The organism is Candidatus Falkowbacteria bacterium (assembly GCA_013336275.1).
Taxonomy (GTDB): domain Bacteria; phylum Patescibacteriota; class Patescibacteriia; order Patescibacteriales; family GWE2-39-37; genus JAAXUA01.
This window is the reverse complement of sequence record JAAXUA010000001.1, coordinates 32,924-54,597: the sequence shown is the minus strand read 5'-3', so window position 1 is coordinate 54,597 and position 21,674 is coordinate 32,924. Positions and strand designations below refer to the sequence as shown.

Annotated in this window: 12 protein-coding genes; 1 reads left to right on the top strand and 11 read right to left on the bottom strand. The window is 52.9% G+C overall.

The features are described from left to right. The 7 genes from HGA34_00200 to HGA34_00170 form a co-directional block, all read right to left on the bottom strand. Nucleotides 1–4,233, bottom strand: coding sequence for a hypothetical protein (locus tag HGA34_00200; GenBank protein ID NTW21950.1), 4,233 nt, complete (start codon nucleotides 4,231–4,233; stop codon nucleotides 1–3). Nucleotides 4,234–4,245: 12 nt separating this feature from the next. After that, nucleotides 4,246–4,767 carry a hypothetical protein gene (locus HGA34_00195; protein ID NTW21949.1) on the bottom strand — a complete coding sequence of 174 codons (522 nt, stop codon included), beginning with the start codon at nucleotides 4,765–4,767 and terminating at the stop codon, nucleotides 4,246–4,248. Further along, nucleotides 4,768–8,451: a LamG domain-containing protein gene (locus tag HGA34_00190; protein ID NTW21948.1), complete on the bottom strand. Its 3,684-nt coding sequence runs from the start codon at nucleotides 8,449–8,451 to the stop codon at nucleotides 4,768–4,770. 169 nt (nucleotides 8,452–8,620) lie between these two features. Beyond that, nucleotides 8,621–8,839, bottom strand: coding sequence for a hypothetical protein (locus HGA34_00185; GenBank protein ID NTW21947.1), 219 nt, complete (start codon nucleotides 8,837–8,839; stop codon nucleotides 8,621–8,623). 227 nt (nucleotides 8,840–9,066) lie between these two features. Continuing rightward, complete coding sequence (locus HGA34_00180) at nucleotides 9,067–12,585, bottom strand: hypothetical protein (GenBank protein ID NTW21946.1); 3,519 nt, start codon at nucleotides 12,583–12,585, stop codon at nucleotides 9,067–9,069. A 480-nt stretch (nucleotides 12,586–13,065) separates the two neighbouring features. Further along, the gene (locus HGA34_00175) at nucleotides 13,066–13,854 is read right to left on the bottom strand and encodes a hypothetical protein (GenBank protein NTW21945.1); all 789 of its coding nucleotides are present in this window, start codon (nucleotides 13,852–13,854) and stop codon (nucleotides 13,066–13,068) included. Nucleotides 13,855–13,886: 32 nt separating this feature from the next. Further along, nucleotides 13,887–14,456: an RNA polymerase sigma factor gene (locus HGA34_00170; protein NTW21944.1), complete on the bottom strand. Its 570-nt coding sequence runs from the start codon at nucleotides 14,454–14,456 to the stop codon at nucleotides 13,887–13,889. A 627-nt stretch (nucleotides 14,457–15,083) separates the two neighbouring features. Here HGA34_00170 and HGA34_00165 point away from each other — a divergent pair. Next, nucleotides 15,084–15,341, top strand: coding sequence for a helix-turn-helix domain-containing protein (locus tag HGA34_00165; GenBank protein ID NTW21943.1), 258 nt, complete (start codon nucleotides 15,084–15,086; stop codon nucleotides 15,339–15,341). An 80-nt stretch (nucleotides 15,342–15,421) separates the two neighbouring features. On the opposite strand, the gene HGA34_00160 is transcribed toward HGA34_00165, so the two are convergent. The 4 genes from HGA34_00160 to HGA34_00145 all read right to left on the bottom strand — a co-directional run bounded on the left by HGA34_00160 (nucleotide 15,422) and on the right by HGA34_00145 (nucleotide 21,584). Next, nucleotides 15,422–16,636: an MFS transporter gene (locus HGA34_00160; protein ID NTW21942.1), complete on the bottom strand. Its 1,215-nt coding sequence runs from the start codon at nucleotides 16,634–16,636 to the stop codon at nucleotides 15,422–15,424. 284 nt (nucleotides 16,637–16,920) lie between these two features. Beyond that, nucleotides 16,921–19,188, bottom strand: a complete 2,268-nt coding sequence (locus tag HGA34_00155; GenBank protein ID NTW21941.1) for a protein kinase — start codon at nucleotides 19,186–19,188, stop codon at nucleotides 16,921–16,923. A 92-nt stretch (nucleotides 19,189–19,280) separates the two neighbouring features. Then, entirely contained in the window at nucleotides 19,281–20,297 is a 1,017-nt protein-coding gene (locus HGA34_00150; GenBank protein ID NTW21940.1) for a hypothetical protein, read from the bottom strand. Nucleotides 20,298–20,396: 99 nt separating this feature from the next. Further along, on the bottom strand, nucleotides 20,397–21,584 hold the full coding sequence (locus HGA34_00145) for a hypothetical protein (protein ID NTW21939.1): 1,188 nt from the start codon (nucleotides 21,582–21,584) through the stop codon (nucleotides 20,397–20,399). Between the last annotated feature and the right edge of the window lie 90 nt (nucleotides 21,585–21,674).

Genomic DNA, 21,674 nt, shown 5'->3' with positions numbered 1-21,674 from the left:
TTATTCGATCCTTAAGTTGGTAATAACCGGGGTGACGCCTGGCTGTTTGCTGCGCATTAAGACCTTGATTTCCACGAACTGGCCGACTCGGGCGGTCAAAGGCAAGGCGTTCCAGGCGGCGGCCGTGTTCCAGGGCGTTCCAGGCAATGCCGCCTGCGCGTTGTTCGCTCGGATGAAAATATCTGCTGTCTGATTGGCTGACGGCACTATCAGATCATACTGCAACAAGCCCCAATGCTGGTTCTGGTAGACGCCATCAATCGACTTGAACCATGTGGCGGAACGCAAAGCCATGGCCCGGTTCAACCCCGTCATGTCGCTATAAGTATAGGTGCCATTCGGAGCGCCGACGTTGACGTCAGCCTCCAATTCAGCGTTAGTCGCCCCGTCATAGACCTTGGCGTGACCCTCGTAATACACGGCCCAAACCTGGCCTTCAGAATCACCGCACATGCCGTGGTTATCGCCCCACCCTGCGCTTCCCGTGAACACTGTGGTTCCTGCGTTCGTCGCCTTGACTGCGACATTGCCGGTATAGCCGCCGCCCCAGATATTGCCATAGATGTCCGTGCTCAAGCCCAATATCTGATAAGCATTCGGGTGATGCACAGCATTCGAGTTGACGGCGGCGCCTTTGTCGACTTTGAAAAATCCGCCGCTCTGATAGCCGCCTCCCCAAGCATTGCCGAACGGGTCCACTGTAATTCCATAGACCCAAGGGGCGGCGTGTATTGAAGCAACAACATTCGAAACGGTATCCGCCTTGAACATGGCGGTATGGGCTCCGTTGGCCGCCCACAAATTGTCATCACTATCTATAGCGAGACCGTAAACTGAGCCGAAACCGGAAATAACGGCTGACGCGGCACAAGTCGTGTCATCAGCCGGCAAACGCCAGGCCTGGTCACTGCCTGTCCCAGCCACCCAAGCATCACCGTTCTGAGCGATAGCTACGCCGCGGGTTCCGGCCGGTGCTGGACAGTTCTTAAGCGTAACTCCCTGGTTATCGAATTTAGTGACAACACTGCCCGCTCTGGCACCGACCCAGACATCTCCAGTTTCGGCGTTGACCGCCGTTCGAGAAGGATCAGCGCCCGTCGCAAAGCTTCCCAAAAGCTGGCCCCTTGTCTCGGTAACCGTAGTATCATATAGGCAGGTCACATTACCGGCGCCATCACGGGTGCAAACCCGCTTGTACCCTGTAAAAGCCCGAATCTTATTGACCAGGTTGGCTGTAGACTGGGCTACCCAGATATAAGGCGTCGGCATAATGCCCTGGATCTTGATGAAAGTTCCGCCAGCGACTGCAGCGGCTGAATTAGTATTATTATTATTATCATAAACAACGGCATCGCCCTTGCTATTAAGCAGGCTATAGGGTTCGGTCTTGACCGTCCAAGCGCAGTTGTTATCGCAAGCATCATTATTTACGGCATTGGCGTCATCGCAATCCTCGACGCCGTTATTGGCCGGTCCGTTTGCGCCTTCGGTGTTAGGGGTTTGGACTACTCCGTCTCCGCAGTAGTTGTTGATTCTCAGATTGAAACCGACATTAGGACCGGTGTAGCTGAATTCATCAGTCGCATTAAGCTGAATCGGGTAACTTCCGACGTCGCCAATGGTCACGTTACCGCTGATCGTGATGGCATTAGCCGCCAAGGATGAGGTCAAGTTGCCGCTTCCTGGGAGATTGGCTACCGTGTGGTTGTTTATCATGTTGCCCTGGGCGTCAGAGACAGGTAAAACGCAGTTAAAAGGCAAGGAGTGGCGCATGACCGTGCTACAAGTAGGAGGCGCTATTTCCGGTCCTGAATTAGAGATGCGAATCGTGTAGTTGGCACCAGCGCCTAGGGCGTATTTATCAGCTGACGTCATCGAATAGTTCAAGACCGTGACCGGATTGGCAAAGACATTGGCGTTAGACAGGTTCCCACTCACGGTATAGCGCAAAAGGCTGCCGTTGACCGTCGACACGACCGTGGTGGTGCCATAAGTATAGGTAGTCGCCAGGCCAGGATGCAGGACAGTCGTAGTGGCACCGGTAATTCCGGTCGGCAAAACTCCAGCCGTTATCGAGTAAGTCAGCGGAAAATTAGAAAGCAGATCCATCGCTTCCCACATCACCTCGCTTATTGGCACGGTCGTACTGGCTACCCAATTTGCCACATTTGGCGTGATAATCGGTGGGTCGTTCTTGATGGTTATATTGAAAGTCTCCGACGCACTATCACCTTCTTTGTCCGTTACGGTCACTGTCACTTGATAGATGCCCGCTGGCCGGTCGATAGCCTCCTTGTCGACATAGCAGTTATAACGGCCGGTCAATTCGCCGAAAGGAGAGCTGGTGGCGCTGCAAGACATGAAATTCGGTATCGCAGCCATCGTCCCTAAATCTATGGCATCGAAAACGAAATTCATCGGGTATTCCTTCGATGGTTCTGAGGCGTAGACGGTCAGAGCCCTGACTTCCTCGCCGGAATAAACTGATTGGTCGGCTATCGGCTCGATGGTCGGCAAAGTGGCGCCGATGCCGATATTGCAAATTTTACTGGTTGAGGAGCCAGTGGAGTCGGTGACTGTCACGCGGAATTGATAAGTTCCCTTATCACCAGCCTGGGTGGCATAAATCTTTTTCTGGGTGTTGACACCGGCCGACTGCAGGACCGGACCACCGACCCAGCCCGGCCAAGCGGCCGTAATCGAGGTATCGATTCCCCAGGTCAAGGTAGCGTTGTCTCCGGGATCGGAGTCAGCGGCATTGACGTATTTAGTGAACTCCTGATGCGGAAAACTGACCATGCCGCCGCACATCACGACCGGCGCGGTATTGCCGGAGGGTGTTGAAAACTCCAGGGTTACCGGGACCGAAACTCCGGCCGTACAGGCAGATCCGACACAGCTCAAACCGCTCTCGGTCGCTGCCGAAAAGCCGCAGCTCTTGCCATCACGGCTGCTTTGGTAGATATATGCATGGCTGCCGATCGGCAGATCAAAGACGTTGTCAGGTGTCGGGTCAGCGAATACCCTAGTCTTTTCATCCCAACAAGTCGTAGAGTTATATGGCTTACCGAAAGAGACTTTGTGTATACGGAGATTAGAATCTACACCGCCAATATTGGAATCATTAGTCCAATTAATGCTGATGGTGCGATTGCCGGCAGCCAAACCGGGCAGGACGATGGTAGCCACTTGTGGCGTCTTGGCAGGCCCTACGGCTTTATTTTTGATAACGCCGATGGCCGTACCATCAACAGATATGGTCATGTCGTGATAAATAGTTGTCGGATTAGGTGCAGGCGGTGCAATAAGCTGATCGAGGTCGCCAAAAGCGCTGGAGTTGGCGTTGGTGGTCTCGACTGTCAAGGTATAATCGCCTGGATTCGATGCGTTAAAAACATATTGCCAAGTGTTGGCAACGCACGAACCAGTGTAGGTCGGGCCATTGTTCGGACAGAAGGTAGCACCTAGGTTCGAATATTGGTTACCTGTCTTGGTTGTGCCATCGCAAAGGCCGAGCTTGTTGACCGGATCGAACGGCAAACTGACGCCCAGGGCGCTGCCCAACTCCTCTTGCCAAGACGGCCAAGTCGAAATCGTCCTATTGGGCATATAGCTACCAGACTCAAGCTTCGGGCACAGGCCGCCGTGGCTATTGCGGTATCGCTCGAGGTAAATATTCATATCGACCAGATCGGACAACCTCCTGGTGTCACGCACGGCGACATCATGCGAGCTATCGCAATATTCGTCTTTGCGGCAGTTAGTACAAGGCTGAGGCGAGGCGCAGCTCGAACTATAGACGCAGGACTGCGCTGTCGTCTCGCTGCAGGTGCCGGCAGTCAGAATGTTGTTATTGAATTTCCAGTTAGCGAGAATCTGGCCGAAGATATCCTCGGTCGCTTTCTCGGCATCCTGATTATAGGAAATGATGAAGATGTTGGTGTAAAGCTGATCACCGGCGGTGAAGATATTGTTGGCCGGAGCTGTTTCGACCACGTTTGCCACGTCGATATAGACGGTGCGCCCGTCACGGATAGCCTCATAGCCATCAACCAGGAGTGACTGAGGCGAGCCCTTGAAGCCCTGCGATTCATACCAGCGCAAGGCCGAATAATGCTTCGGGTTGGGCGCCACGCGGACGCCGATAGCGTCGGGTGAAGGGGCGGCGATAGCCCAGCCGATGCAGAGCGCCAGGGCGATTACCGGAACGATTGACAGCTTGATCATTTTCATAGATATTTTCAACTATTTTTTGATAGGCGGATTTTTCAATTTTCCATCGTCGATCGGACTGAAGCCCTTCTTGACCTCGTCACCGTCACTGTTGCCGTCTTTATCGGTATCCGCGACTTTGGGGTTGGAAAAATATATCATCGCTTCTTCATAGTCAGACAAGCCGTCATTATCGGTATCCGTTTTTTTAGGGTCAGTTTCGTAGCGAGCTTCCCAAGGGTTGGTCAACCCGTCTTTGTCGTCATCGGCCATAATGTCGACATACAGCTGCGGATTCTTTTGAACGTCATCTTTGGCTGGATTTTTTTTGACTCCACGTTCTGATACGGAGGTGGTTGAAGAAACGATTGTCGCTGGGTTGACTGTCTTACCTGAGGGTGTCGGACGATATTGCTCCTTGAATGGATCAGATTTTGGCTCGACTGACTGCGGCGCAGGCTTAAGACGGCTTGAATAATACCAAAATCCACCCACTATAGCGGCTGTGGCTAGCAGTGTCAACGAGATGATAATGGCTTTTTTTGATGGCTGCATTTAATTATTATTGCACTTCAATAGACTGAGATCATCGACATAGATGTCCGTACCTGCGGTGGTGTCGTTATATCCGAAAGACATGCCGAAAATCAGCTGCCGGTTGCCCGCAGCGTTCTTGACGTTATTCAAATCATTACTAAAGAAAAACGAGCGCGCATAATAGGTCCAATCGGTGTAGGTATTATCCGGAACGCCCGGTCCGCCGATACTGGGATAGCAGTCAGTCTGATTGGCTAGTGAATTCTTAAGCATGAGACAGGTACAGCTATTGGCTAACGGCCAATTTATGCCGAATAGATTATAGTCGGAACAATTGGGCGGATCGCCAGGCAGCGTCCGATAGCCGCTGAATGCCCCGTTAGCGCCATTGCATGCCCAATTGATGATACTACCCTGATTGTAACAATAACTTTGCCAGCCCGGGCTGAAACTCAAGGAATACCAGGTGGAGTTCTGCAATCGTGAGACGCCCTTGTAATAATAATTCAGGATGTAGGTATCGCCGACATTGAATGGAAAAGTCGAGAGATCGTAGGCCATATAGCCCCACATCACGGTATTGGTGTTGCCCCAGGCGATGGCTTCCCCGTTGTTATAATCGGCCAGATAATCGACTCCTAAATAATTTCCCTTGATCGTTGAGTCATGAGCTCCATCAGCTGCCGGGAAATAGCAATGGCCGCCACCTGCCGGGTCCCACATGCAACCACGATTGGCTGCAAAATTAGGATCGGTACAGATTGCCTGCGTGCATGTGCCGCCATAAAGGCGATTAGCATCTTGATGGAGCAGCATGCTATTCGTGCCTGAGGATGAGTGATTTTCTTTGCCAGAAATGCCCACGAAAGAGCTAACCTGACCACCACCGCTCCAGCCCGAAGGAAAAGCCGAGGTGACCGTATTGTCCTGATAGGCAACCTGGATTTTCGCTTCGACCAGAGCCTCTTTGTGAATCTGCACTTCGTCAATATCACCGGAAAAGGTTTCTAAATCGCCGACATAACCGCCGCCGATCCTGATGTTTTCCCAGCCGTTATTCCATTGCGGCGGAGTCGGAGTGATGCCGTCGAATTGCCCGTTCAGATAGTAGCGGATGTTGACGCCGTCATTGGTCATGGCTATATGCGACCAGGTATTCAAAGGCAGTTGCGTATTAGCGTGATTGGCTGCGTGGTAGGCCAAAGGATAACCGTCATAAAGGTAATAAGCGGAGTCGTCCCAGGCAGCGAGATAATTATTGTTGATCTGCACCACTGCCGCGTAGGGCTGTGCGTTATGCTGATAGGAATCAGGCCTGACCCAAGCCATGATCGTGCTGACGGGCCAGTTCGGCCCATGATTTCCTAGGTCGATATATTGGTCAGTACCGGTGAAGTGCAAGCCTTGGCCGTCGTGGCCCGTCGTGAAGCTGTAGGTGCCATTGCCGGTCGGTGCCATGGCTTGGCTGCCCGAGTTAGCCAAGTTGCCTTCGAAATGGAACATGCCGAAAGGCTTGGCAGCCAAACTGATATTTTCCATATCCTGGATGGTTGATCCGATGACGATAGAGGTCGTAGCATGGCCATCGACACGATTATCGCAATCGTTGTCCAGTCCGTCATACTGAGTGCAATCATCCGGCTGGCCCGGATTGATCTGATTGCCATTTATGTTGAATGGCCCATACAGTCCGGTTACCATATGCAGTCCGATCGTGTCATCGCAGTCATTGCCGTCATTGATACATCCTCTTGTCTTGCCGCAGTTCGGGCAGACGCCGAAACCATCGGCATCCTTGTCATCGCAATAATTCCCTACCCGGATCACCCCCGAAGAGGTGGCGATTCCGCCGCGGCCATCGTTGACCGAGACATCGAAGGTATAGTTGCCTAAATCACCTGACTTGGAACTGACCAAGCGGCGTTGGTACTTGTTGGCTGGCGATGTCTGCAAAGTCGGTGCCACCCAAGTCGACCAGTCGCCCGTAGTAGTCAGCGTCCAGTTTAGGTTATCGTTATCCGCGTCCTCCGCCTGGATGAAGCCTTGATACGGAGCATAGCGAATGCCGGTCGGCATATTGATAGTCAGGATTTTTGGAGGCGTATTGGTCGCTGAACCCGGGTTGCTTGGGGTTCCGAACGGAGCCGGCGATCCCAGATTGACTCCCACGGTGCATTGGCCGGAGCCGTTGCAGTTAAGTCCGGATTCGGTATTGACATAGAACGAGCACTGCTGCCCATTCGGACTCGATAAATAGATATAAGCCCGGCTGCCGTCTGGGAGATCGAAATTGGTATCAGCCGGTGTCGGGTCGGCAAATGACCGTGTGGTTTCATTCCAGCAAGTCTGAACATTAAAGCCGGCGCAATCTCCCATCTTGTTGATAGGATCAAACGGCAGATTAGCTCCCAAGGTCTTGCCCAAAGTCTCCTGCCAAGACGGCCAAGTCGAAATCGATTTGTTGGGCAGATAAGAGCCTGATTCCAGTTTTGGACAAAGTCCTCCGTTCTTGGTCTTGTAAGCAGCTAGAAGGTCGTTCAGGTCGTTCAGGTCGGCCAAGCGCTTAGTGTCGCGGCCCAGCACGCCCTTGGCGGCACTGCAATAATAAGCGCTTGGGCAATCAGGGTCGACTGAGCAGGAATTGGAAAAAGTCAAAGTGATTTCCTGGTGCTCCAAGGTGCGCTTATAAAGCCTGACGCCGCCGATAATGCCATCGAAATACTGCCCCATACTCGGGTCGCGCGCGCCGATTCTCAACTCGTTCCAGTTAGTGTGCACGTCACCGACGACACTGCTGCCTGTGAAGTCAAACCTGTGCACCTCCTCGCCATTAGCATAAGTAATGACCGAATTGCCGCTCAAAGTCAGAACGATACTGGTCCATTGGTTAAGCGGAGCAACAAACCCCGTGTTGCGCCATGCCCAAGTCGTGGTCGAACCGCCATTAACCCCGGGCGCGGCAATCGCCCAACGGATCGTGCCGTCAGCATATCTGGCAACCTCATATTCGCCTTCTTTATTGACGATAATTCCACCGCTTGATCCCGGACCAGTAGGAAAAATATTAGCCACGATTGAAAACTTGTCAGCCACCTTGAATTCCGGGCGATCTCCCATATTGATCTGCGAATTCACGCCATTGAATTTGGTGCTGCCATTGGAGATGGTGACATTACTGCCAGCACCATCCAGGCCGTTCTTTCTGGCGTCATTATAATCATTGCTCAACGGCCAGCAACCGACAGCATCGCCGCAACCGCTAGTGATGCTGGCGTCACCTTTGCAGATGCCGACCGAATTGATGTTATTGTTGAATTTCCAATTGGACAAAATCTGGCCGAAGATGTCCTCGGTCGATTTTTCCGCGTCCTGGTTATAGGAAATGATGAAGATGTTGGTGTAAAGCTGGTCACCGATGGTCAGCTGGCTGTTGGCTGGGGCGCCTTCAACGATGTTCGAGGCGTCGATATAAACAGTACGGCCGTCCCGAATAGCTTCGTAACCATCGATAATAAGCGACTGGGGCGAGCCCTTGAAGCCTTGCTCCTGATACCAGCGCAGGGCCGAGTAGTGCTTCGGGTTAGGGGCGACGCGGACGCCAATAGCGTCAGGCGAGGGTGCCGCAATCGCCCAGCCGATGCAGAGTGATAACAAGATTGCCGGGGTAAGCAGATACTCGGTTTTTAATCGCGAAAATGCCATCAATGGATTATTAACATATTAAATTTATTATACCACAAAATATGCAAACCTAGCTAACATAAATCCAGTGATTCAAATGCTTCTGATTTCAAACAAAAACAACCCTCTTAAGGTGGGCTGTTTGATTTGCCGAGGGGCAACTCCCCTCGAGCTATTATGATCTTGTATATTACGCTGTTTTTTGGTGGACAACCGGCTCGGTAACGTATTTGCGCTTCAGATAGCCCCGCAAGAAGACTAAGACCGGCTCCTGGCATTCGTAGCACAGCTTGGTGCGTGGCGAGCCGATGCCGTATTCCTCGTGGTCCGCTAAAAAAATCGAAAACAACCGTTCTTCATAGGCGCTCAAGTTTTTTCCGCACTTGTCGCAAAAGTTGGTGGTCAGCATATCGATTTTTATATTTTTTAACGCCACACAATTTTATCACTCTCGAGCGACGAGGGTCAACTGGACGAACCTTAGCGCCAAACAGCCTGAATTCGTAATCACTGCAACGTAAACACCGAAAGGGCTGTGCATAACGCAAAACCCCTCCCCGGAAAACCGGGGAGGGGTTTGCTCTGCCCTTGCGGACAGTATATCGATTTTAGATATCGAGAAACTAGAGCCAGGACTTACTTAGACAAAGTCTGGGTCGGGGTGGTTAGACCAGGAACCCTCTTGCCATTGGAGTAAGTGAAGGCAGAGATATCAGCGCCATCAGACCAGATGAAGCTGCCAGCCACAGCGGTGGTAGCACCGGTAGCATAGGTAGCATCCTCGACGATCTTGGTGGTGACTGATTCGGAACCGTTGCCAGAAACGCTGACGGTCGACAAGATCTCGAAAGTCTTGGAAGAACCGGCAGAGATAACTTCTGGGGTAGCACCGAAGTCAACGGTGATGGTCTTGTTGGCCAAGCTGACGGTAGCAGCGAAGTCCTTGGTAGAACCATTGACTTTGACTGCATTGTTAGCGATGGTGGCAACAGACGAATTGGTGGTGGTAGCGTAGGTCAATACAACCTTGCCCAGGGTAACATCGCCATTGGCATCAGCCGTGACGGTGAACTTGGACACAACCTTGTCACCAGCGGTCAACAGTGTCTCAGGCAAAGCCTGCAAAGCGACGGTCGGAACAGTCTTCCTGATACGGAAGCCGTTAGCGATATCACCTTCGAACTGAGGACCAGTCAAAGTACCAGCCGAAGACTTGAACTTGACATCGGTCAAGACGATCTGCAGATCCTTGTCGGTTGCAGTAGCGTCATTAGAGATCGAGTTCAAGGAAACCTTGATGGTCAAAGTCTTTGAACCATTAGCTGGAACAAGGGCCTTGCCGTCGATCAGGAACCTGCCGATACCGCTAACCAAAACGGTAGAATCGAGCAAGGTAGCGCCATCATACAGAGCGATTGCAGCGACAGAAGAGTCGACAGCAGAAGATGTAGCGATAGCGGTTGAAGATGAGGTGTTGACGAAGTTGATCTCAGTCAAGCTAGCGCTATCATTGATAGCGGTGAACTTGTACTCAGCAACCGACTGCTCAGCACCCTTGGCAGCCAAGATGGCAGCCTGAGGAGCGTTGCCGCCCAACTCAACCTTCAAAGTACCAGCGTCCTGGATCGAGAAGATCTGGGAAGTGGCCTGGGTGATGCCAGCGCCGCCGGTGATGGCAGTGCCGCGTGAATCCTGTCCATTGACAGTCATCGTGGTCTGGAAGCCGCCGGTAGCCGAAGAATCGAAGGAAGCCTTGATTTCAACAGCCTTGGTGGTGTCCTTAGCGATCACGAAGTTCAATGAAGAGAAGGTAGCGCCTGAGGTGCCGAAATCGACAGTGTTGCCGACCTGGACGCCGCCGACGAAGAGCTTCGCATCATAGATGGAAGATGCCAGGGTGCTGGATGCGTTAGCGCCCAAGGAGATCGAAGTGACCTTGATCTCGTCATTGGTAGCCTTCAAGGCGAATTTGCCCAGAGAAACATCGGTAGCGCCCTTGACGACAACCTTGTTGGCAGAGTAGCCGTCGTTCCTCACAGTGGCCAAGGCAGCGCCCTGGACGGTGAAGACAGCGCCGGTAGCAGTACCAGAGATGTCGCCAGTGCTGACAGCATTACCAGAAGACACGTACTGTGGGTTCTGGCTGGTGAAAGCAGTGCCGTCGACCTTTGCCAAGAAGGCAGCGCCGGCGGTGGCAGTGGTCTTGGCCTTGACCATGACCTTAACCTCATTGTCGCCCTTGTTCAGGGTCAATGAGCTGGAAAGATTCTTGCTGATCATCGAACCGCTAGTAGCAGTGATGTCGAAAGAATCAAGCAAAGTACCATTCAAGTAAACGCGGACGTTCTCGAACTGGTCAACGGTAGCGGCTGCAGAAGCAGAAGAACCATAAACCAAGTTCAAACCATCAGCGCTGATAGCTTCGTCGGCGCGGATGTTGGCCAACAGAATGGTGTTATCAGAACCCTTGATGATAGTGGTATCTGCTGGTGAAGTAGACTTCTTCGAGATGGAAACAACACCGGAGGTGATGGTGACATCAGAGATGAAGCGGTTATCAGCAACAGTGGAACCGGTAGAAGCGTTGTAAACGTTAACGCCGAAACCGGTGGACTTTTCGTAAGCTACAACGTCAGTGCTCTTGTTGATAACGAAAGCATAGCTGTTGATAGCGGTATTCTCTTTAGCGATGATATCGCCTTTGACCAAGAGGATCTTGGAAGTGTCATCCTTCAACAGGTCCAAGCCGGTGGCTGGGAAGAAGAAGGTGACGAAGCGGCCGTCAACCTTGGCGCTCTCAGAAACCTTAGTACCGTTGTATTCCAAGTACAGGTTCATGGAAGTCTTAGCCAGGTCTTCGATGCCGTTGTTCTTCAGCATGACGGACTTCAAAGTCACATCCTTGGCAGTGCCGTTGAATTCAACGGTGAACTTGCCCAATTCAACCTTCTCGTCACCAACCTTAACGGTTGAAGTGGCGGTGCTTGGATTGGTGATAGCCAAGTTGGTAACAGTGTAATCGATCGGAGCCATCAGGTTGCCATTGACTGGCAAGCCAGCAATGTTAGCGCCGCCAGCGGTTGCGCTGACAACACTCAAGCCGATGTTACCGGAAGCGTTGACCAATGAAGCCAACAATTCGATGGTAACGGTCTGACCAGCGCTGATGACCAAAGCTGGAGAGAAGGTCAAGCTAGCCTCGTCATTGGAGTTGATGGTCTTCTTAGAAGCGACGATAACGCCGTCCTTTTCTGCCCAGACCTTGTCGATCTGGTTGTAAGAAGAAAGACCGATCCTCTTCAAGTTGAGGGAGCTGACAGTAACAGCACCGTCGTTAGCGGCGGTCAAGTTAACCTTGGCCATCGGAACGCGAGCGCCATTCTTTGGCACAGAAGCTGAAGCTGGGGTCATGCCGCTCAAAGCGACAGTCACGCCAGAACCGCCAGTGTAGACAGTTCCGCCAGCACCAGAAGAGGTGTCAGCAATCTTGGTGTCAACACCGGAGATTTCAGCACCCATGGTTGGGATAGCCAAAGCGGTGGTGATAACGTCACTGAACTTGAAGCGGTTGCCGGTGAAAGCGGATTCGCTAGCGACCTTGCTGGCAGCGCCAGTTGCAGTGATATAGTAAATGTCAGGTGAAGCAGCAGTCTTGATCAAGCTGCCTTCTGGATAAGCGGTAGCGGTCAATGAAGATGCGGAAACTTTATAGTTAGTAAAGAAAGCATCTGGAACATCGACGATGCGCTTTGCCCAGTTATCACCATAGAGGGCCTTGGCAGTAGCCTCATCTGGAACAGCAACCAAGTTGCCGCCAGGAGTCACTGCGTAAACCTTCGGATTAGTAGTGATCTTAACTAATTTGGTGCCAGGTCGGATAGTGACGTTGGCGCCCAATGGATATGACTCCAATTCAGCCTGAGGAATAGTCATGACTGAAGAGAAATCGCTATACCATGAGAAATATGTCTGCTCATTAGGGAAAACGTAGCGTTTGCCATCGCCACCCAGGTAATAGACGGAAGAAAGACCGTCCATCTTGATCAAGTCACCGGCTGAAGCGGCAGCTGAAGCCTGTGGGGCTACAACGACGCTCAATGAGAGCACGGTTACGAAGATCACGCTGAGAGCGATAACTTTTCGTAAGGTTTGCATAGAATTCTTAGTGTGTCGTCCCGAGTTAAGGGGGACGAAGTTTGAGTTCTTATTGCGCTTGCGGCGCGTTAGTTCGGACAAATCAACCGGAATCCCGCTCCCCCACACTTGCGTTCACAAGTGTCGGAGGCAAATTGCATGGGGTAATTCACCATTCCCACAGGTTCATCCGTTATGGACACAAGTGTGGGGGTTATTCGGCTCGATCCCATGCAGTTGTAGAGGCTGCAGGGGCTTTAAGCTATCTTACCGAATTAGCTTGTTGATTTGCCCTACGCGGGCAAACATTGCTCTAAGAACCGACTTTTAATTATAGAGATAAGACCTCCGCGTTCAACGGATCGACCTTGCTGATCCCATCTGCCCTGAGCTCGCATCTGACAAGACGCTTGCCCGGGTCCTGCCTTCACGCGTGTTAAGCGTAAAAGCATTGAGCTATGCTCCAGCCGTTCGGGCTGGAACGCAGTCCAATATTGTTGGCTATTTTGTCGACGTTGCCTTCTCTGTTTCCTTTTCTTCCTTAGGCGTAGTCGTGGCTTTGGTTTCGGCCGGCTTAGCGTCCAAGGATTTGGCGGCCTGATCGATCTTCTCGATGGTGCCGGAAATATCCTTATTAGCGAACAGCTGCTCAGCTTCGATTATCTGCATGCTGACATTGTCCTTGCCCAGATTAGCTCCGAAGACTTGGACCTTCTCATCATTTGGTACGGACTGCTTGATATCGCTAGGAGCGGCGTCGGTCTTGGGTGCGACTGCCACTGGCTGGCTCTGCTTGATTTTGGTCAAACGGCTTTTGGCAGCGGTCAATTCGCTGGAAAAGCTGGTCTTTAAGTCAGCGATCGTCTTTTCCTGCTGCGGCGTCGGCGCTTCCATCATCTTGACCAGCTCCTCGGCGCGGTTGGTAGCGAACTCCAGATTCAGCTTGGTCTTGTCGGTCTCGTCGAAGGTCAACGCCAGCTGGGTCTTCTCATTGATGATCTTAGCGATATAGAGCGAATCACCCGGCGTGGTCTCGCGCGCGGCGCGGACCGAAGCGTATGATCCAGTCACTACGGCCAAAACGATCATGGCAAAAACGGCGACCGGTCTTGAGGCAACGCCAGAAACCCAGGCCGGCATCAGGTTGTCGAGGACAGCAAAAAATCCGGCACGCTCCTCTTGGGCGCCGGCGCAGATCTGGCTCTGAAGCACATCACGAGTCCTGGCCTTCCATTCGGCCGAGGGGATGATGCTCGAGAGGTTATTCAATTGTGACTCGATGGTTTTCATTATGGAAATTTTTTCAATACTGCCATTTAATGTCAACGCGGTTCTACGCTATCACCCATCAGCTCTTTCAAGGCGGCGGTCGCTCTATATATGAGGACTCTGACATTGCCTTTGCTCTTGCCGATGATTTCCGCGATCTCGTCGATCGACAGATCGTTGACGTAGCGCAGGACCAGGATCTCGCGATACTCATCCTTGAGCTGTTCCATCGTCTGCTTCATCAATTCGAGGTCGGAAGAGATTTCAGCCTGTTTGGAAACGTTCTGCTTCTCGTCGACTATCGACTGGCCTTCCGGCGTCTCAATCGAGACGATGTCGCACTTATTATTCTGGCGGTAGTGATCAATGATGACGTTGCGGGCGATGCGGTAGACCAAGGCCGGCAGCGTCTTGACGTCAGTGACGCTGTTCTGCTGGATGTGCTGCCAAGTCTTTAAGAAGGTCGCGGCGGTTAGGTCCTCGGCCTCGGCCGCGTCACTGACCTTGAAATAGATGAAACGGTAAACCTTGTCCACATAGCGGTCATAGACTTCGAGAAACGCTTCCTGGTCTTGACTCTTAAGTTTCGCAAAGAGTATTTTTTCTGTAAAAAAACCTTTCATGTAAATATACGTGATATCAGGACCCTTGTTACAGTACTTCTCGTTACAGTACTTTATTTATTTATTTTTAACTAAAATTAGCCAATAAAATTTGTCCTGTTTTGCGCGGAACACAAAAAATGAGCCAAATGTCTCAGCTTACTGACCAATTTTTCTAATTATTCTTGCGGGATTCCTGTTCAGCAAGAGTCATTAGCGGCCATCTTGGTTTCTGGCCGTCAATTATAGTTAATAGATTAACATGTTTACTGGCAAATGGCAAACAAACACAAGCCTGATGCCCAAGGTCCAGAGACCGGAAAGCCGCCGTTTCTGCTATGCCCTCGCAGGCGAGAAACTATTTAACACAGCCCGCTTGATCCAGCGACTAAGCCTGCCGGCCGGCGGGTAGGAGGAGTGACACAGACTTGTTCCAGCCTTTAGCCATACCCTGCTCGCAAATGGGCTTCTGACTTAAACATCACCTGCCATTGATTTATTAGCATGGTTGTGTCAAGATGGGGGTACTTATGTCCATAATATCATGGACTTTGACTCAAAAAGGAGGGAGATTGATTCGAAAAAATCAGAAAATAGCTTAAATTATTCATACTTAAGTCTACATATTTGTGGACTTATCTACGAGTCATGAGCCAGAATAAAGAAAAAACTCCCGAACCTGCACTGCTCTGGTTATCGGTTTCCGAAGCCGCCAAATTCGGCGGTGTAACCGGCAAAACCATACGCCGCGCCATCCAGGCCAAAGCCTTCCGCTTTCGCGTAATCAAGAACCGCTACCAGATCGAGGCCGGTTCATTGATCGAATATTTAAACTCGGCAATCAAGCTGCGCCACAAATTCAGACAGAACGGCGTCGCTCAATATGTCAAAGAGTGGGTGGAATAAAAAAAGGGCCTCATTTTACTAAGGCCCCGCGAGACTGCACGCTGTGAAGCGTGTTTTTTTGTTGGCTAGAAAGAGATGCTTCAAGTCGGTTGTCTGCCCTCCCTGAAGCTGCCGTTACGGCGAGAAAAGACTAGGGTGAACCCGGCTGCAAGCACTACGGCGGCCATAAGCCAGGCCGAACCGATTCCCAGATATTTCGCTACGTAACCGGAACAGATCAATCCTAGAACGGCTCCGCTGTTCGCAAGCATTGATTCGAAGGAAAGAATCGTTGCCCGACAGCTGTCATTCTCTATCTGCTGATTGAGCAGAGCGTCATTCAAGGGCTCGAACATGCCCCGTCCGACTTCGTGTGCTAGGAAAAAAATGAAGGTTGTCAGCCCGCCGAGCATCAGCGAAGCAATCAGCATCGAGCAGGCCGTCAAGATCTGCGAGAAAACCAAGGCATGGAACTCCTGCCTGATTGAGCGGTTGAAGTGCGGTGCGAGCCAAGCTCCGAACCATAGGCAGCCACTGATAGCGGCCATAGCCAAGCCGAGCTGATTGACCGACATCCCGAAGCCTTTGAAGGTAACCGGCCACATCATGTTGAAGGGCATGGCTACGAAAGCCATGATGGCGCTGAGGTAGACGAGCTGCATCACGCCGCGGTGCCTAAGCCCATAATCGACGCTGTCGCGGGCGATCTTGGCGATCGGCTTGAAGGAAATGGCCTTACCCGTCTTTTGCAGCTCGCGCCGCTCTTTCATCAGCACTGTTGCTACTGCCAGGGCCAGCGCCATGAAACCAGCACTTAACAGCCAGGGATATGCCAGGTTTCTGGCGCCGAACTGCGCGCCGACTCCGCTGCCGAAAATCATGGCCAGGTATTTGAACTGTCCGCCGACGGCAAAGACTTTGACATTATCCCCGTTTCCGCCTGCCAGTTTGCGCTCATCTACGAACCAAGCCTTGAAGGCGCCGGAGACGCAGGTGCCGCCGAAAGCGCCGATGACTTCGGCTAAGATGAAATACCAGAAAGTCTCGGCCAGGTAATAAGCGAAAAACGAGAGACTGAGCGCCGCCAGTCCGAGCTGGACCGATCGTTTGCGTCCGAGTAGGTCCGCAAAGACCCCGGTCGGAATCTCCATCGCAAAACGCGAAGCCATGAAGCAGGCGTTGATCAAGTTGATCTGGAGATAATCCAGACCCTTGGACAGGAGGAATAGCTGGTAGGTGGCGTAAAAGAATGCCGGGGCCAATTCCATGAGGAAATTCACTGTCAGGTAGCTGCGGTCGATGTTCTTGGTTTTCATGTCTTTTCTCCTTTTTTGGGGGTTTTAAGGTACGAAAAAGGCTCGGCCCCCGAATGGGACCGAGCCTTCGTTTTGTACCTATATTGACGTTGTTCAAATATTCAATCTAAGCACAATAAGACACTCGCTCTCCGATTCAAGGGGGCGGTTGGCGACTGGGGAGACGCCGTTCTGGGCGAATGAAATTGTGTGCTTGTAACAATACATATGTTTAGGTTTCATATAATAATACGTAAAAACGGCCATTTTGTTACACTTAGCCAAAAAAAAGCGCCTAACCAGGGTTAGGCGCTTTCGAACACGATAATTTCGTTGCCGTGCTCGAATTCTATTTGCCGATACTTGAGGCGCATCAGCTTGCCTTTAATGAGCAGGGTCGTCTCCTTGGCATATGGGTCCAAGACAGACGCCTTAATGCCGATGCCATGAAACCAGCGGCACAGGCTTTCTTCCGGGGAAAGGTAACGGAATGATCGGGTGGCGGCCAATGCTTCCCTTTTGGAATTCACCAGATGGACGCTGACACGGCTGCTGACGAAAGGAATCGGCTGTTTGACCTTAAGGAATTGTTGCAACTCATTGAAACTGAGTATGCGTTCAACGCCGCTGCCTGCAAGCTCCTTGAAGGCAGCTTGATCCCCCTCCCTGATGCTCTGGCGCAATGACTCGCCCCAAGAGCGGTTCTCATACTGTACCTGTTCTCGGCCGAAGACGGACTTCTGGTCCAAAATCAGCTTGCCAGGAAACAGGACATGGACCTCCGGATTGCCGGAGGCGACTGCGATTACGTTTTCCCATCCGGGCATCATACGGAAGTGTATGTCTAATTCGTGCCTCGTCGCGTAGAGCGGCGTAAAAACGAACTCGAAATTTTCCCGACTGATACCCCGATCAAAGAGCGATTGAGCCACCATCTTCATGGTCAGCCATTTGGGAACCGGGTCGTGCTCGGTCAGGATATAGCTGCACTGCAGCGAAATCTTGACGTAATAGCCGAGCTCCACCAGGCGGGCGATATATTCGATGTGGCCGTGATGCGGAATGGACATGCGCGCCGGAAACAAGACCGTGTTAGCCTCTTTCGTATTGCCTCTGGCTTCAACCAACGGCATCGGCGCGTATTCAACGGCCTCACTGCTTCGCAAAGCCTCAGCCACTTCTTCTGCTGTCGGACGTCTCCCGGGTTCTTTGTCTAACATCTGCCGAAGGATATCCAGTTGCGGATCATCAAACACCCTTGCTAAATCATCTTTGAAATCAAGCGCCATGGCTGGCACCAAATACTTGATGATTTCACCAGCTTTATCCTCGTCGCCTTCCGGAAGATTCCGATGAAGGCAGAAGGGGTGGCGACCGGTGAGAAGCTCATAAAAGACCAGGCCGAGCTGAAAGATGTCTGTGGCGCAGCCACCTTGCCCATGAAGCCCCATCTCTGGAGCGGCATAGCGCGGCGAACGCAAGACGACATCGACCATGGCTGATCGGTCAGGCACGAGGCGTGACAAGCCCAGATCGAGGATGGCCAGACCTTCAGGTGCAACGATGATATGTTCCGGGCGCAAATCCAGATGGGCAACGCCTGAACGGTGGAGCTGAGCCAGTTTCTCTGCGGCCGAACTGATTATTTTTTTTGCCTGTTCTAGACTCATTTTGCGCTTGGCTGCAACAAAGGGCGCAAGAGACTGCCCATAGATGAAGGGCTGGCGCAAAAAATTGCAGTTCTGGCTGACTGTTTCGGTCTCATACGGCTCGGGCAAGAAATCACACTCACCCAGATTGCTGTAAACGGCTTCCTCGCTTTCGGAATGCGGCATCCTTCCTTCGGGTTCGATCACCTCCTTGAAAATCTTGATGACGCCATCGTTGTCGAGCGCCTGATAGACCCAGCTGCATGCGCTGAGGCCGCGTCTGCCGGTTTGCAGGCAACGCAGGATGCGAATGCCTTGTTCCGAGCAGAACTGCCTGAACGTTCGGTCTGTTTGATCATCTTTCTGTCCGACTTCCTGGATTGCCGGCTCCTCCCGTCCAGCCAATAGGCTGACCAGGCGGCGGCGCAACAGCGGTATTTCCTGGCGCGACTCGGCTTGACGCCTGACTTCTTGCCAGAAAGAATCGCCAAGTCCCAGTTTCTGGACAATCAGACCGATAAGGGCGGTGTCGTCCGGATGAATGTAGCCATGACCTGTACCGCGGTCTTCGAAGAGATCGAACCACCAGAGGCCTTCATCCTTGAACCATTCCGTAAACTCGCTCTGCCAGTCAGCCAAACCGAGCGCTTGTCCGGCGAACCAGACCAAGCGGAAATGGCGGCGCAGCTTGGCTAAGCGATAAAGCTCGGCCAAAAAGTCTGCCCTACCTGAGCGTACGAAGTGTTCGATAGCGCCTTCGGCAGCTCTGGGGTCAAGGTCGACGAACGCCAGGTAAGCTAGGCCGGCGAGTTCGCTAGCTTCGTTTGACTGTCGTTTCGGATTATCCTTGAATTTCTCAACGAATTGCTGATCGATCGACTGCAAGCCCGGCGCTAAGTAATAACGCGTAAGCGTTGCTAGCATCCGTCTTCTTTTATACTGTCTGCTCACGAGCTATCACCTCCTTTGGAGTGAAACGAGCCAGGAGTCTCCTCCTGGCCCGGGGTTTGGCCGGTTTACACCAGCACGCGTTGCATCATCGCCTCGATCTCGCTTTCAGGCGCTTCGAGGTATTTGCCGAAACGCCGGATGGCTTCCTTGGCTTTCATTTCGGTGTTTGCTCCGAAGACTGGACTGGCCAGCCATTTCTCATACAGGCCGGCCAGGAAGACCTCGACCATCTGGATTCCCTGCTTGCGCGCTACCAGGAACAGGATGGCGTTGGCAGTGATGCCGAGCCGGTGCTCGTGTTCCTTGATGGCTGAAAGGTCGATAAAATCGTAGGCCAGGCGTTCGGGACTCAGGAATTTTTTCTGCAGCTCAGCTACTTTGGCTTCATTGCCGCAGCCGATCACCTCAAAGGTGTCATAAGTCTCGTGGACTCGCTCGAGCTCGTCGCGCCAGTTGACCTGGAGCGGACAGCCGTCGTCTCCTGATCTGCCCATGCCATGCGCCACTTCGTCACTGACGAGATAAAGGTGCTTGTACAGGGCGCCGCCGAAGTCGAGCTCGCAAGCGCGCTTCATGGCGCACTCGATCGCTTCCGGAGCATCGCCGCCACCGGCGGGATAGATCCGGGAAATGGTCGAGAGCAGGATCAGGTCGCCTTCGGGTGTCGGCGGCACGTAATCCACTTCCTGCATGATGCGCGAACCGTCGCAGTGGTCGCTGAAAAAGATATTGGCAAAGTCTGATTCGGGGTCGATTACGCCGTGAACGGCGGAAAGATAACCCGATGACTTGCGCAGCCCTTCAGCGATCGCCCGGTTGGAGCCGGAGTTGTCGACCAGGAAGATATGGACCCTCTTGGCGGTCGTGCTTGGCTTGGTGATGCCGAGCCTGATCTTGCTGGGGTCGACCTTCTCTTCTCTCGTTTCCTCGTGCTTCTCTTCGGTTACGGTCTCCTTGGCACGGTGTATCCGCTCTCCGCGGGCTTCACTTTCTTTGGCTCGAGTACCAGCATCGCCGGTAAAGGCCTTCTTGGTGCGCGAAAAGCTTTCTTCATATGAGTCTCGTGAACATCCGCTTCCCATGGGCATTCTCCTTTCATTCGGAATTTTTGAAACGAAAAAAGGGTGATGAGCTGTATTGCTTAAGCTCACCACCCTTGGTTTCAAAGGTGCGTTACTGTTCTAGAATTTCTCGAATCCCGCTTTCTTCTTGCCGTTCTTGTCGGAGCGTTCCGGGAGCTTGTCCCAGGGGATGCTCAGGCCGAGCTGCAAGAGGGCGCCGACGTAATTATACTCCTCGTTGCCCGGAGTGACTTTCGGGTACTCCATGATGCCGAGGGCGTAGCGGACAATCGAGCGTTCCAGGCGGATGTAATCGGAGGTGACGGCCACGTCGAGGTCGAGGAGCATCTGCTCCGCGTCGACGGCACCGCAGGCGGCCGGAAGGCGCTCATCGGTCAAGAGCTTCTTGACGCGCTGGGCGTCCCAGGCCAAGGCGCGGACGATCGGGATGCTCGGACCGGCGAAGACGGCGTTGATCGTTTCGATCACGCTCTCGGCCGCATCGCGGAGCGGAGCGGTGTCGGGCGGGGTCATCATGCCGGGGGGCAAAGGCTGACCGGCGGAACCCATGGCCATGACACTGAACATCATCATCGGATTGGCCATGCCGGCGGACCAGGAGTCGCGCCAGCCGATCAGCTGGTTCTGGAAGCTGAAAAGGGCGTCCCAGAGAGTCGGATCGATGCGGTCGAGCAGCTGGTTTTTGCGGCCTTCGGTGGCGAATTCGCCCGGAACTTCGAGGGCGCGGAAAATCTCGGCGTAGGAACGCTGGGTCACGAGCTTCTGGAGCTCGTAGTACTCGGGGCCGCTGGGCTTGCGGGACTTTATCGCCTTTTCTTCGATCAGCTTGAGCAGGACTTTGGGCAGGTCATAGAGACCGACCCGGTTGGCGAGGGCCGAGCGGATGGCGCAGATGACTTCGGTGGTACCGACGCGCAGGACGCCGCCGACTTTGAGCGCTTCAAGGAAGCTGTCATCGTCGGGAACGGCCGGCAGGACGTCGGTGGCGAAGCCGGAGGCAGCGGGTGCTGCGGCGGGTACGGGAGCGGCAGCCGGTTGTTCGGCCACTTTCTCTTTGCCGCGCAGCAGGTAGAGGTTGAACTTCAGGACGGGCAGCGGGATCTTGGGACCGTCGTCGGTCAGGACAGGCTTCAGGTCTTCGATCGGGGTGGAAGCCTCATCTGCCAGGATTTCAGCGGTACTGTCGTTGAACTCGCCGAGGTACTGCTTGAGAGCCTCGGTCACTTCTTCGACCGTCTTACTGACTGCTGCTGCGAATGCTGCGATTCTTGCCAAGAGCTGTTCCATGTCTGTTCTCCTTTGGGCTGTTGATGGTTGACGTTGACTTACGCTTCAGGGCCGAACTACAAAACTATCACTGCGGGGTGCTGATTTCTT